At 74.4% G+C, this 12,476-nt stretch carries 12 protein-coding genes; 3 read left to right on the top strand and 9 right to left on the bottom strand.

Annotation, left to right across the window (positions count from 1 at the left end; translation table 11 throughout):
• Positions 1–16: 16 nt before the first annotated feature.
• The 5 genes from ABD361_RS05250 to ABD361_RS05230 form a co-directional block, all read right to left on the bottom strand.
• Positions 17–925 (bottom strand): dihydrodipicolinate synthase family protein, encoded by a 909-nt coding sequence (locus ABD361_RS05250; protein ID WP_344433513.1) that lies wholly within the window; start codon positions 923–925, stop codon positions 17–19.
• The gene (locus ABD361_RS05245) at positions 922–2,418 is read right to left on the bottom strand and encodes an FAD/NAD(P)-dependent oxidoreductase (protein WP_344433511.1); all 1,497 of its coding nucleotides are present in this window, start codon (positions 2,416–2,418) and stop codon (positions 922–924) included. Before ABD361_RS05245 ends, ABD361_RS05250 begins: the two co-directional genes overlap by 4 nt.
• Positions 2,399–2,713, bottom strand: a complete 315-nt coding sequence (locus tag ABD361_RS05240; protein WP_344433510.1) for a (2Fe-2S)-binding protein — start codon at positions 2,711–2,713, stop codon at positions 2,399–2,401. The genes ABD361_RS05245 and ABD361_RS05240 overlap by 20 nt, the downstream gene beginning before the upstream one ends.
• 94 nt (positions 2,714–2,807) lie before the next feature.
• The gene (locus ABD361_RS05235) at positions 2,808–3,956 is read right to left on the bottom strand and encodes an NAD(P)/FAD-dependent oxidoreductase (RefSeq protein ID WP_344433509.1); all 1,149 of its coding nucleotides are present in this window, start codon (positions 3,954–3,956) and stop codon (positions 2,808–2,810) included.
• A 73-nt stretch (positions 3,957–4,029) separates the two neighbouring features.
• Complete coding sequence (locus ABD361_RS05230) at positions 4,030–5,406, bottom strand: aminopeptidase P family protein (RefSeq protein ID WP_344433508.1); 1,377 nt, start codon at positions 5,404–5,406, stop codon at positions 4,030–4,032.
• A 201-nt stretch (positions 5,407–5,607) separates the two neighbouring features.
• Between ABD361_RS05230 and ABD361_RS05225 the strand changes: the two genes are divergently transcribed.
• Positions 5,608–7,968: a collagenase gene (locus tag ABD361_RS05225; RefSeq protein WP_344433507.1), complete on the top strand. Its 2,361-nt coding sequence runs from the start codon at positions 5,608–5,610 to the stop codon at positions 7,966–7,968.
• 76 nt (positions 7,969–8,044) lie between these two features.
• Here the strand turns inward: ABD361_RS05225 and ABD361_RS05220 are convergent, their stop codons facing one another.
• The 4 genes from ABD361_RS05220 to ABD361_RS05205 form a co-directional block, all read right to left on the bottom strand.
• Positions 8,045–8,215 (bottom strand): hypothetical protein, encoded by a 171-nt coding sequence (locus ABD361_RS05220; RefSeq protein WP_344433506.1) that lies wholly within the window; start codon positions 8,213–8,215, stop codon positions 8,045–8,047.
• Between the two features lie 141 nt (positions 8,216–8,356).
• A complete protein-coding gene (locus ABD361_RS05215) occupies positions 8,357–9,907 on the bottom strand; it encodes a multicopper oxidase family protein (RefSeq protein ID WP_344433504.1) in 1,551 nt (516 codons plus the stop codon).
• The gene (locus ABD361_RS05210; RefSeq protein WP_344433503.1) at positions 9,904–10,326 is read right to left on the bottom strand and encodes a hypothetical protein; all 423 of its coding nucleotides are present in this window, start codon (positions 10,324–10,326) and stop codon (positions 9,904–9,906) included. The genes ABD361_RS05215 and ABD361_RS05210 overlap by 4 nt, the downstream gene beginning before the upstream one ends.
• On the bottom strand, positions 10,323–10,670 hold the full coding sequence (locus tag ABD361_RS05205; protein ID WP_344433502.1) for a darcynin family protein: 348 nt from the start codon (positions 10,668–10,670) through the stop codon (positions 10,323–10,325). Before ABD361_RS05205 ends, ABD361_RS05210 begins: the two co-directional genes overlap by 4 nt.
• Before the next feature lie 96 nt (positions 10,671–10,766).
• Between ABD361_RS05205 and ABD361_RS05200 the strand changes: the two genes are divergently transcribed.
• Complete coding sequence (locus tag ABD361_RS05200; protein WP_344433501.1) at positions 10,767–11,486, top strand: TetR/AcrR family transcriptional regulator; 720 nt, start codon at positions 10,767–10,769, stop codon at positions 11,484–11,486.
• Positions 11,487–11,527: 41 nt separating this feature from the next.
• Positions 11,528–12,454 carry a universal stress protein gene (locus tag ABD361_RS05195; protein ID WP_344433500.1) on the top strand — a complete coding sequence of 309 codons (927 nt, stop codon included), beginning with the start codon at positions 11,528–11,530 and terminating at the stop codon, positions 12,452–12,454.
• Positions 12,455–12,476 lie beyond the last annotated feature (22 nt).

Below are 12,476 nucleotides of genomic sequence, written 5' to 3'. Positions count from 1 at the left end.
GGCGGAAGCGGGCGGCTCAGTGGTGTCCGTCGGCGATCGCCTTCTCGGTGGCGGCGCGCACCGCGGCCTCCATCTCGCCGGTCAGCGGCAGGCGCGGGTGCCGGGTGGGTCCGCCGCGGCGGCCGGCCAGGTCCATGGACAGCTTGATGGCCTGGACGAACTCGGTCTTCGAGTCCCAGCGCAGCAGCGGGTGCAGCGACCGGTACAGGGGCAGGGCGGTGGTCAGGTCGCCGCCGACGGCGGCGTGGTAGAGGGCGGCGCAGGTGGCGGGGAAGGCGTTGGGGTAGCCGGCGATCCAGCCGACGGCGCCGGCGACGGCGAGTTCGAGCAGGACGTCGTCGGCACCGATGAGCAGGTCGAGTTCGGGGGCGAGCTCGGCGATCTCGTAGGCACGCCGGACGTCGCCGGAGAACTCCTTGACCGCCACGATGTCGCCGTCGGCGTGCAGCCGGGCCAGCAGGGCCGGGGTGAGGTCGACCTTGGTGTCGATGGGGTTGTTGTAGGCGACGACGGGTATGCCGGCCCGGGCGGCCTCGGCGTAGTGGGCGCGCACGGCCTCCTGGTCGGCGCGGTAGGCGTTGGGCGGCAGCAGCAGGACGGAGCCGCAGCCGGCCTCGGCCGCCTGGTCGGCCCAGCGGCGGGCCTCGGTGGCGCCGTAGGCCGCGACGCCGGGCATGACGCGGGCGCCGTCGCCGGCCGCCTCGACGGCGGTGCGCACGACGCGGGCGCGCTCGTCGGGGGTGAGGGTCTGGTACTCGCCGAGGGAGCCGTTGGGCACGACGCCGTCGCAGCCGTTCTCGAGCAGCCAGCGCACGTGCTCGGCGTAGGCGTCGTGGTCGACGGACAGGTCGTCGCGCAGCGGCAGTGCGGTGGCGACCATGATGCCGCGCCAGGGGCGCTCGGGGCTCCAGGAGTTGACGGTCATGGTGCGGTGGGCCTTTCTGTGGTCGGCCGTTCGGCCGGCTCGGCCGGTCCGGCGGGATCGGTGGGTACGGAGCCCAGGGCTCCGAGGGGTACGGGTACGGCGAGCGGCCTGCGCTCGGCGGACGGCGGCACGGTCCCCTCCGCCGTGCCCTCCGCCGCCAGGCAGGCCACCGCCTGCCCGCACATCCGCCCCTGGCACCAGCCCATGCCGGCGCGGGTGAGGAGCTTGACGGTGCGGGCGTCGTGGGCACCGAGGTCGCGGGCGGCCTCGCGGACGCGGCCCGCGGTGACCTCCTCGCAGCGGCAGACGTCGGTGTCGTCGCCGAGCCACTGCGTCCAGCCGGTGCCGGGCGCGTGGGCCGTGGCCATGGCCTCGGCGAAGGCGCGCAGCCGGGCCCGGTCGCGGCGCAGCGCGCGCAGCCGGGTGCCACCGGTGAGCAGCGGGCGGCCGCCGAGGCGGGCGGCGACGGCGAGGCCGGCCAGTTCGCCCTCGGTGCGGGCGAGTTCCCAGCCGCCGATGCCGCCGGGTTCGCCGGCGGCCCACAGGCCGGGCAGGGAGGTGCGCTGGAGGTCGTCGAGGACCAGCGCCGTGGTGCCGTCGGGGGTGCGCCGGGTGGCGCAGCCGAGGGCGGTGGCGAGCTCGATCTGCGGGACGAGCCCGTGGCCGGTGGCCAGGGCGTCGCACGCGATGCGCCGGCCGGTGCCGGGCACCGGCCGCCAGGTGCGGTCGGCGCGGGCGACGGTGACGGCCTCCACGCGGTCGGTGCCGTGCACCTGGGTGACGACGCTGCGGGTGTGCAGCGGTACGCGGTGGCGCAGCAGCGCGGAGCCGTGGATCACCGCTTCGCGGAGCTTGCGGGGGTTGGCAGCCAGGGCGCGCGGGTGGCGGGCGTAGCCGAGGTAGCCGGCGGCCTCGACGACGGCGGGCACGGTGGCACCGGCGGTGGCGAGCGAGGAGGCGACGGCCAGCAGCAGGGGTCCGCTGCCGGCGACGACGATGCGCCTGCCGGGCAGGACCAGCCCGGACTTGAGCATGGCCTGGACGCCGCCGGCGCCGACGACGCCCGGCAGCGTCCATCCGGGGAAGGGCAGTTGGCGTTCGTACGCGCCGGTGGCGAGCAGGACGGCGCGGGCCCGTACGGTCACCGGTTCGTCGGCCTCGCCGTCGGTGCCGGTCAGGGCCAGCACGGTCCACCGGTCCTCGGCCTGGCGGGTGACGGTCCACACGTGGTGGCCGGGCAGGTGTGCCACGCTGCTCGCGGCGAGGCGTTCGCGCAAGGAGGCGTAGGCGGGCCAGTCGTGGTGCAGGGCCTGCGGCCGGGCGGCGCCGAGGGCGGGGGCGGGGTGGCGGAAGTACTGGCCGCCGGTGTGGGCGGCGGAGTCCAGCAGGGCGACGGTCAGGCCCGCTGCGGCGGCGGTGACGGCTCCGGCGAGGCCGGCGGCGCCGGCACCGACGACGGCGAGGTCGTAGGTGTCAGACGGCGAGGTCGGCACGGCCGTGTCCCTCCTGGGTGGTGACGCGGTCGCCGGGGCGGGCGGGCACGAGGCAGGCCCGGCGGTTGGGGCGGCCGTTGACGGTGGCGAGGCAGTCGAAGCACTGGCCGATGCCGCAGAACGCGCCGCGCGGGCGGCCGCCGTCGCGGGTGGTGCGCCAGGCGAGGATGCCGGCGGACCACAGGGCGGCGGCGAGGCTCTGGCCGGGCAGGGCGGTGACCGTACGGCCGTCGAAGGTGATCTCGAAGGGCGGGCCGGGCTCCGCCTCGACCAGTCCGGCGGGGGTACGGGGCACTGCGGGCTCTCCTTGCGGGTGCGCGGGCGGGGGTCTTCAGGTGGAGGTCTTCGGGTGCGGGGTCTTCAGGCGCGGGATCTGTAGGTGGGGGTCTTCAGGTGGTCGCGGCGAAGCGGCCGGGGTCGAAGGGGCGGATGTCCAGTGCGGGTTCCTTGCCGCCGATCAGGTCGGCGACGATCGCCCCGGTGGCCGGTGCCAGGCCGATGCCGGCGCCCTCGTGGCCGCAGGCGTGCAGCAGTCCGGGCACGTGCGGGTCGGCGCCGAGGGCGGGCAGGTGGTCGGGCAGGTAGGGGCGGAAGCCCGCGTAGGTGCGCATCACCCGCACGCCGGCGAGGACGGGGAAGAGGGCGGTGGCGCCGTCGGCGAGGCGGCGCAGCGCCTCGGTCGACAGGGTGCGGTCGAAGCCGACGCGTTCGCGGCTGGCGCCGATGAGGACGGGGCCCGACGGCGTGCCCTCGACGACGGCGGAGGTCTGCAGGGCGGCGGAGCCGCTGGCGACGTCGGCGACGTAGTCGACGGCGTAGACCTTGTGCCGCACGACGCGCGGCAGCGGTTCGGTGACGAGGACGAAGCCGCGGCGGGGCATGACGGGCAAGTGGGATCCGGCGAGGCGGGCCAGTTCGCCGCCCCAGGTGCCGGTGGCGTTGACGACGTACGGCGCGTGCGTGTCGCCGGCCGGAGTGCGCACGCCGCGGACCTCGCCGTGGCCGCCGGTCAGGACGGCGGTGACCTGCTCGCCGGTGCGCACCCGGGCACCGGAGGCGCGCAGCAGGTGGGCGGCGGCGAGGGCGGGCTGCACCTGCGCGTCCTGGGGGTAGTGGAAGCCGCCGGCGAGGCCGGCGGCGAGGTGGGGTTCGAGGTCGTGCAGCCGGTCGGCGGGTATCTCCTCGGCGCTCACCCCCGTGGCACGCTGCTTGGCGGCGAAGGTGCGCAGCGCGGCCATGCCGCCCTCGTGCGCGGCGACGACGAGGCCGCCCTTGGGCTCGTACTCGGTGCCGGGCGGCAGCGTGTCGGCGAGGTCGCGCCACAGCCGGGTGGAGAGCAGGGCGAGTTCGAGCTCGGGGCCGGGCTCCTTGTCGGAGACCAGGAGGTTGCCCTCGCCGGCGCCCGTGGTCCCGCCGGCGACGGGACCACGGTCGATCACGGTGACGGAAAGGCCGCTGCGGGCGGCGTAGTAGGCGCAGGCGGCGCCAACCACCCCGGCTCCGACGACGATGACGTCAGGGGAGTTGCTCTGAGACACGGCAGTAATATTTCACATTGCACTACTCCTGCCAAGGGTCTGCCGGACCGTACCGGGCCGGGCGGCGTTTTTTCTACCGCTCCGTCAGTTCGCCCATCCACGCCTCGATCGCGTCCGGCGTGCGCGGCAGCGCGCCCGACAGCAGCCGGGCTCCGTCTGCGGTGATGACGAGGTCGTCCTCGATGCGCACGCCGATGCCGCGCAGTTCCGCCGGCAGGGTCTCGTCGTCGGGCTGCAGGTACAGGCCGGGCTCGACGGTGAGCACCTGGCCCTCCTCCAGGACGCCGTCCAGGTAGGTCTCCGCCCGGGCGCGGGCGCAGTCGTGGACGTCGAGGCCGAGCATGTGGCCGCTGCTGCACAGGGTGTAGCGGCGGTGGAGGTCGCCCTCCGCGCTCTTCAGCACGCCCCACTCGGCGAGGCCTTCGGCGATGACGCGCATGCCGGCCCGGTGGAAGTCGCGGAAGCTCGCGCCGGGCTTCAGGGCGGCGATGCCGGCCTCCTGTGCGGCGAGGACGAGCTCGTAGACCCGGCGCTGGACGGGGCTGAAGCGCCCGGACAGCGGCAGGGTGCGGGTGATGTCGGCGGTGTAGAGGGTGTCGGTCTCCACGCCCGCGTCCAGGAGCAGCAGGTCGCCGGGGTTCAGGCGGCCGTCGTTGCGTATCCAGTGCAGGACGCACGCGTGCGCGCCGGAGGCGGCGATCGTCTCGTATCCGGTGCCGTTGCCCTCGGCGCGGGCGCGCAGGGCGAAGACGCCCTCGATCCACCGCTCGCCGCGCGGGTGGGCCAGGGCACGCGGCAGGGCCCGCACGACGTCCTCGAAGCCGGCTGAGGTGTGGTCGACGGCCAGTTGCAGCTGTTCGACCTCCCAGGCGTCCTTGACCAGGCGCAGTTCGCTGATCGCGGCGGCGAGTTCGGCGTCGGTGGCCGCGTCGCGGCCCTGTGGCAGCCGGTCCTGCGCGTCGAGGTGCACGCAGCGGATGCCGGTCATGCGCTCCGCCTCGGCGAGGTCGGGGCGGCGGCCCACCCAGAACTCGCCGTAGCGGCGGTCGCGGTAGAACTCCGCGGACCCGGCGCCGCGCGGGGAGCGCGGGCGTATGTGGAGCACGGCCTCGTGCCCGTGCGGCCCGTCGGGCTCCAGCACCAGCACGTGGCCGGCCTGCTCCTCGCCGGTGAGCCCGGTCAGCCAGGCGTACGCGCTGTGCGGGCGGAAGCGGTAGTCGCAGTCGTTGGACCGGACCTTGAGTTCGCCCGCGGGGACGATCAGCCGCTCACCGGGGAAGCGTGCGGAGAGCTTCGCCCGGCGGCCCGCGGTGAGAGCGGCCACCGGCAGCCGGATGTCGCCCGGCAGCGGGGTGGCCGCCCAGCCGCCCGCCATGAACTTCTCCAGCTCGGGGCCGACGGGGAGATCGTGACTGACCGTACGGGGGGCACTGGCCGGCGGTCGGCTCATGAGGGGCTCCTCCTGGGGGGAAATGCCTGATTAACCGTCAACTTGTCATGGCGCTGGGATGAACGAAAACGGACTGAGGGGTTGTCAGTGCCATTTCACATTACTACGTTACGTGTCACACGGCGCCGCCTCGCACCCCCCACGGACGACGCGCTCGCGCCGTGCAACCTCCCACGCACACCTCCCACCAGGAGTACATCGGTGTCCCTCTCCACCCTGCGCAGAACCGTTCGCAGACCCCTGCTCACCGCGGCCATCGCCGTGACGCTGTGCGCCACCGCCGGCCAGACCGGCTGGGCGGCCCCCTCCCCCGCCAAGGCCCCGGCACCCGCCACCGCCACCAAGGCCACCAAGGCCGCGCCCAACCCCTTCGACGAGGTGAAACGTCTCGCCGACGCGCCGCGCCCGGCGATCGAGAAGCCCACCGCCCCCCGCGGCCTGACCAAGGCCGCCATCCCCGGCCCCGCCACCGACAAGGCCGCGCAGGGCACGTCCAAGGGCGTGGCGGCGGCGCCGCGCGTCACCGTGCGCGGCGTCACCGTGGCCTGCACGGTCGACGGCATCGCCGGCCTCGGCCCGGAACAGTTCGCGGACTTTCTCATGGACCCGGCCGTCACCGCCGACGGCTGTCTGCGCAGCGTCCTGTGGACCTGGGACTCGCGCATGACCCGCGTCTTCTCCCGGGAGAACGTACGGGCCGTGGCCCTGCGCGCCGAGCGCTACGGCTACTGGCACGACGGGAAGAACACCGACCACCTGCTGGAGATGTTCACCTATCTCCACGCCGCGGCCTACCACGACTTCGCGCACGACGAGATAGACCTCTCCGACGCCACGACCGTGGAAGCCGTGCGCCGCGCCGTCTACTACTTCGGCATCGGGCAGCACACCTTCGACGCCACGGCCACCAACGGCACCACCCTGCGCGAGGCGCTCTACGCCGCGAGCACCCCCGAGCTGCGCCAGTACCAGCTGCCGCTGATGAAGCGGATCCTGGGCATGCTGGACGCCTCCCACCCGCAGACCGCCAATGACCCGGCCTGGGGCAACGCCGCCCTCGGCGCGCTGTCCGTGGGCTACCTGGGCGTCAACAACGAAGACCCCGGTTTCGTCGCGGCCGCCACCGCCGACCCCGCCTACCGCGCGGCGCTCAAGGCGTTCGCCGGCTACGGCCACCTCAAGGGCACGCCCAACGACTGGGTGGCGCGCGACGCGATCAACGAGTACGGCCGGCTCAGCCAGATCGGCGCGCTCAAGAGCGAGATCGGCTCCTCGCTCGGCGGCGTGCTAGACACCGTCGTGCGGACCTTCGGCCAGGGCAGCGAGCCCTGGGGCAAGGTCGTCACCTGGCTCAACCAGCTCGACATGTGCAAGCAGTACGGCGTGTGCAAGGCGGACATCGAGCGCCGGCTCTTCCCGAGCACGTACACGTACGACAACGGCGGCATCAAGGTCCGCACCGCGCTCCCCCGCGAGACGGTGGACCGGCTGTACTACGCGAGCAAGCAGGTCAAGGCGCAGTACCACCGGGTGCTCGGCACCGACCAGCCGCTGGCGGGCGACACCAACTCCACGCTGAACATCGTGCTGTACGCCTCCCGCCAGGACTACGAGATCTACCACCCGCTGCTGACGGGCATGGACACCAAGAACGGCGGCATCTACATCGAGAACGGCGCGACGTTCTACACGTACGAGCGCCGCGTGCCGCAGGACTCCACGCTCACGCTGGAGGAGCTCTTCCGCCACGAGTACACGCACTACCTCAACGGCCGCTGGGCGGTGCCCGGCAGCTTCGGCGACGGCCCGTGGTACCAGGGCGACCGGACGACGGCGATGGACGAGGGCACGGCCGAGTTCTTCGCCGGCTCCACGCGCGACGACGGCGTCAAGGTCCGCAAGTCGCTGGTGCAGGGCATCATCAACGACACGGCGAACGGCGGGCCGCGCATGAGCGTCGACCAGCTGCTGCACGCCGAGTACGAGCGCGACGGCTTCCGCTTCTACAACTACGCGGGCACGTTCTTCGAGTTCCTGTGGAACGAGCGGCCCTCGCAGCTGCGGGAGATGTACGGCTACCTGCGGGCGAACGACGTCGCGGGCTTCGACGCCTGGCGCAGCCGCATGGGCCGCGACTGGTACGTGCAGCGGGACTACAACGCCTTCCTGGACAAGCAGATCGGCCAGGTCAAGGACCTGTACGTGCCGGCCACCGCGTTCACCCCGGTGAGCCGGCTGCAGGACGCCTCGGCCTCCCAGGTCCGCTCGTCCTTCGCGGCCGCGACGGGCCAGGCGCCCGACGACTGCCGCACCGCCGGCTCCCCCGACCGCCCCCGGTTCGTGTGCAACGGCAGGATCACCGCGAACCTGAGCAGCCCGGGCAACGCCGATGCGGTCTTCAAGGACATGTCCGAGACGGTCGACTACTTCATCCTCGACCGCACCAAGCCCCGCAGCAACAACTTCGCCGACATGAACTGCTCCTTCGGCAAGGTCGAGCAGTGGTCCGGCCGTGCCGCGGGCACGGCGGACTACGTGTGCGAGGGCCCGCTGCGCGGCTGACGCCGCGTGCCGCCCAGGCTCCCGGGCAGGAAGGCTCGCCTCCTGTCCGGGGGCTCACGGCACCCGCCTACGGGCGTCAGGTCGTCCGACCGGGCAGTGACGTGGCGCCGGGCAGCGACGCGGCGAGGAAGAAACCGGTCAGGGAGTGCTCCGCCTCGGCCAGGCCGGCCGGCGTCCCCTCGAAGACCACCTCGCCGCCGGAGCTGCCGCCGCCGGGGCCCAGGTCGACGACCCGGTCGGCGTTCACACGGAGACGACGCGCTCGAGCGCCCGGCGGTTCTTGGCGCTCATCTCGTCGGGTTCCTTGCGGCTGCGTCGCGCGCTCGTTGCTCACGCCAGCGACGATCGCGGACACCTCGTGGCCGCAGTCGACACCGGGCTCGCCCCGTCAGACCACCTGGAAGTTCGCCATCATCGCCATGTCCTCGTGTTCGAGGTTGTGGCAGTGCAGCATGTAGCGGCCCTGGTAATGGGTGAACCGCACGAGGACCTCGACCACCTCGTACGGGCGGACGTCGACGGTGTCCTTCCAGCCGGCGTCCGCCGGCCCCGGCCCCCGGCCGCCGCGGGCGACCACCTGGAACTGGCCCAGGTGCACGTGCACGGGGTGGTGGAAGTCGCTGCTGAAGCGCCAGCGTTCCACCCTGCCCAGCCGCGGGGAGGCCAGGACCGCATCGGTGTCGAACGGCCGCCCGTTGACCGTCCACATCTGCCGGTCGTCCGGGCCGTGCGTGCGGCGGAAGTCGAAGGAGCGCACCGGCATCGTCCGGTCCGGGACGAGGGGGGCGAACGAGGTCGACAGACGGGCCGGCACCCGGCTGTCGTCCTTCCCCGTGCGCACGACGCGGAAGCGCATGACGTCGCGCATGCCGCCGGCGGCCGCGGTGTTGCGCAAGGTGAGCTCGCTGCCGAGGGGGAAGGCCGAGAAGTCGACGACGACGTCGAAGCGTTCGCCGGGTGCCATGGCGAGGGACGTCACGGCCCGGGGCGCGGCCAGCAGGCCGCCGTCGCTGCCGATCTGGACGAACGGCGCGCTCCTGCCGGCGGGGGCATCGAGCCGCAGCCGGTAGCGGCGGGCGTTGGAGGCGTTGAGCAGGCGGAAGCGGTAGCGGGTGGCGCAGACGTCCAGGACGGGCCAGGGCGCGCCGTTGACGAGCTGGACGTCGCCGAGCACGCCGTCCGGGAACGCGTCGTGGTCGTGCGGGGCGGGATAGCGGAAGGAACCGTCCTCCTCGAAGGAGCGGTCGCACAGCATCAGGGGCACGTCGCGCTCCCCGTGCGGCAGCGGCAGCCGCTCCTCCTCCGCGTCGGTGACGAGGAAGAAGCCGGCCAGGCCGCGCCAGACCTGCGGGGCGCTGAAGTCCATGCGGTGGTCGTGGTACCAGAGGGTCGCGGCCCGCTGCGGCAGCGGGTACGCGTAGCTGCGGTACCCCACGGCCGTGCGCCCGCCGTGCGCGGCGGCCATGCCCGCGTCCGCCCCGCCGGGTGCGCAGCGCACGGGCAGCAGCAGGTCGGTGGGGTAGCCGTCGGACTCGGGCGGGGTGACGCCGCCGTGCAGGTGGGTGACGGTGGGCACGGCGAGGCCGTTGCGCACCCGGACCACGGTGCGGCGCCCGGAGCGGGCGGCGAAGGTCGGGCCGGGGAAGATCCCGTCGTACCCCCACACCGTGGTGCTGCGGCCGGGCAGGATCTGCGCCGTGCCCTCCCGCTGCTCGACCTCGTAGAAGTCGGTGCCGTGCGCGCTGCGCACCGGCCGGGCCACCGGCGGCACGGGCAACGGCACCGCGAAGGGCCGGGGCAGCGGGCCCGCACTGGCCAGGACGCGCCCGGTGGACGCCGCGGCGAGGCGGGACCAGCCGGCCGCGCCCACCGTGATCGCCGCTCCGGCGGCGGCCGTCAGCCCGAGGAACCCCCGCCGGCCCGGGAGCGCGGGCCTCACCCGGCCGCCCCCGCCGGCGCGGGGCGGGCGGCGTCCTGCTGGGCGAAGGCCCAGCAGGTCAGACCCGCCGCGCAGCCGAAGACGGCCATGCCCAGCGGCAGGTGCCCGGCCAGGATGCGCGCCTCCCCCAGCCCTTGCTGCACGCCGACCAGGGCGGCGAGCACCGCGCTGGCCACGGCCGGCCACAGGGGCCCGCGGGCGGCGCGCCACACGGCCAGGGCCGCGGCGGTCTGGACGACGGTGAGGGCGCCGAGCACGCCGGCGTTCGCCGCGTGCCAGGCGAGGAAGTCGAGGTCGCCGGTGACGAACAGACCGGCCAGTGCCGCCTGCGCCAGGGTGTCCAGCAGCACCAGCACGGCCGCGGTCCGCAGCGCCGCCAGCGGCCAGCGGCGCGCGGGCGGGTGGAGTTGTGCGGTCACCGGGGGCCGGCCGCGGCGGTCAGGGCCTGCTCGTAGGTGTGGAAGCCGTCCTCGACGCCCAGGAGGACGTCGTTGAAGGCCAGGTAGCCCTCGGCGATGACCGGGGTGTCGCGCAGGGCCTCGACGAGGAAGTAGTACGCGCCCAGGTCCTCCGTCTCGAGCAGGGCGAAGTCGGAGAAGCGGCCGTTGAAGGCCTCGGCGTCGAAGAAGCGGGCCTTCACCCGGTCCGCGTAGGCGGCGAAGACCGGCTCCAGGTGCTGGGCGCGCAGGGCGTTGCGCTCCTCGCGCGACAGGGCGAGCCAGCGCGGCGTGACGGTGTAGGTCAGGACGATGCCGTAGGTCATGAGGGTCCCCCGAAGAGATTTGCTAACACCGTTAACTTTCGGAACAAGCTAAAGTTACAGGTGTTCACTTTGTCAAGAGAAGGCGAGGGCACCCTCGTGCCGGGCACATCGGGAACCCCAGCCGGCGGACGCCGCCACCGCGTCCGCGAACAGGCACTGACCGAGATCCTGGACACCGGCCGCCGGCTCCTGGTCGAGGAGGGGCCCTCCGCCGTCACCCTGCGGGCCATCGCCCGCGAGATGGGCATGACCGCACCCGCCCTCTACCGCTACTACGCCGGCCACCGGGACCTCGTCCAGGCCCTGGTCTCGCGCCTGTACGACGAGCTGGCGGTCTCGCTGGCCGAGGCCCGCGAGCGCCGGCCGGCCGACGATCCGGGCGGGCGGCTGCGGGAGGTGTGCCGGCAGCTGCGCCGCTGGGCGCTGGCCCATCCCCGCGAATTCGGGCTGCTGTTCGCCAAGCCGCTCACGGACGCCGACACCGCACCCGGTTCGGCCGCGCACGACCCCAGCTGGCGCTTCGGCACGATCCTCCTGGAGCTGATGGTCCAGCTGTGGCGCCGCGGCACCGTCACGCCACCGGCCGGGCTGGATCCGGCGTGGACGGCCCAACTGGAGGAGGTGCGCGAGCACTTGGCCGGCGAGCCCGTCCCCCTGGAGGTCATCTACGTCTTCGTCTCCTGCTGGGCCCGCGTGTACGGCGCGGTGGCCGTCGAGGTGTTCGGCCACCTCGACTTCGCCCTCACCGACCCCGAACCGCTCTTCGAGCACGCCCTGCGCGACGTCCTCACCGCCCTGGGCGCCCCCGAGGCGTAGCCGCGGGCCCGAATCGCGGACCGGCCCCACCGCGCGGCATCGTGGAAGGTGACGTCCGGTACGACGACGTCCGGTACGACAGCGAGGTGGTGGACGCGGTGGAGCGACCCCTGGTCGTGGGCGCGGACGGCTCCCCCGGCAGCCTGCCCGCCCTGGACTGGGCCGCCGCCGAGGCGGCCCGGCGCGGGCTGCCGCTGCGCATCGTGTGCGCCTCGCTGTTCGAGCGCTACGAGGCCGGTCTGCCCTCGGCCGGCGGGGAGGAGCTCCCCGAACGGGTGCTGGCCGAGCACGTCGCCGCCGCGGCCGGGCAGCGCGTCCGGCAGGCGGCCCCCGGGCTCGACGTGCACGCCGAGGTCGTGCCGGCCGAGCCGGTGGACGCGCTGGTGGAGGAGTCGCGCCGGGCTTCCTTGCTGGTCACCGGCTCCTCCGGGCGGGGCGCCGTGCGGGAGCTGCTGCTGGGCTCGGTGAGCCTGTCGGTGGCGGGCCGGGCCCACTGCCCGGTGGTGGTCGTGCGCGGCACCGAGGAGAACGTCCGGGGCAGCGGCCGGCGCGTCGTCGTGGGCGTCGGCCGGGAGGAGGAGGCCCCGGCGGCCGTGGAATTCGCCGTGGCCGCGGCGCAGCTGCGCGGCTGCGAGGTGGAGGCGGTACGGGCCTGGCGCAGCCCGCAGCAGCAGGCCGACCCCCTCGTCGTGCTGGACCAGGCCGCCCGGGCCTACGCCGAGCAGGCCGCCGCCCTGCTGGAGGACGCGCTGCGCGGCCCGCTGGAGCGGTACCCCGGGGTCACCGTCCGGCGCACGGTGGTCGAGGGCCCGGCGCACAAGGCCCTGGTGCGGCTGTCGGCGGGTGCCGCCCTGCTGGTGGTCGGGGCCACCCGGCGGCACGGTCTGCGCGGCCTGCAGCTGGGCCGGGTCAGCCACCGTGCGCTGCACCACGCGCCGTGCCCGGTCGCCGTCGTCCCGCACGAGTGAGGCGGTGCCCGCCCCGGCGTTC

The organism is Streptomyces luteosporeus (genome assembly GCF_039532865.1).
Taxonomy (GTDB): Bacteria; Actinomycetota; Actinomycetes; order Streptomycetales; family Streptomycetaceae; genus Streptomyces; species Streptomyces luteosporeus.
Note: the sequence above shows the minus strand (reverse complement) of the source record. Positions and strands in the feature narration are given on the sequence as shown.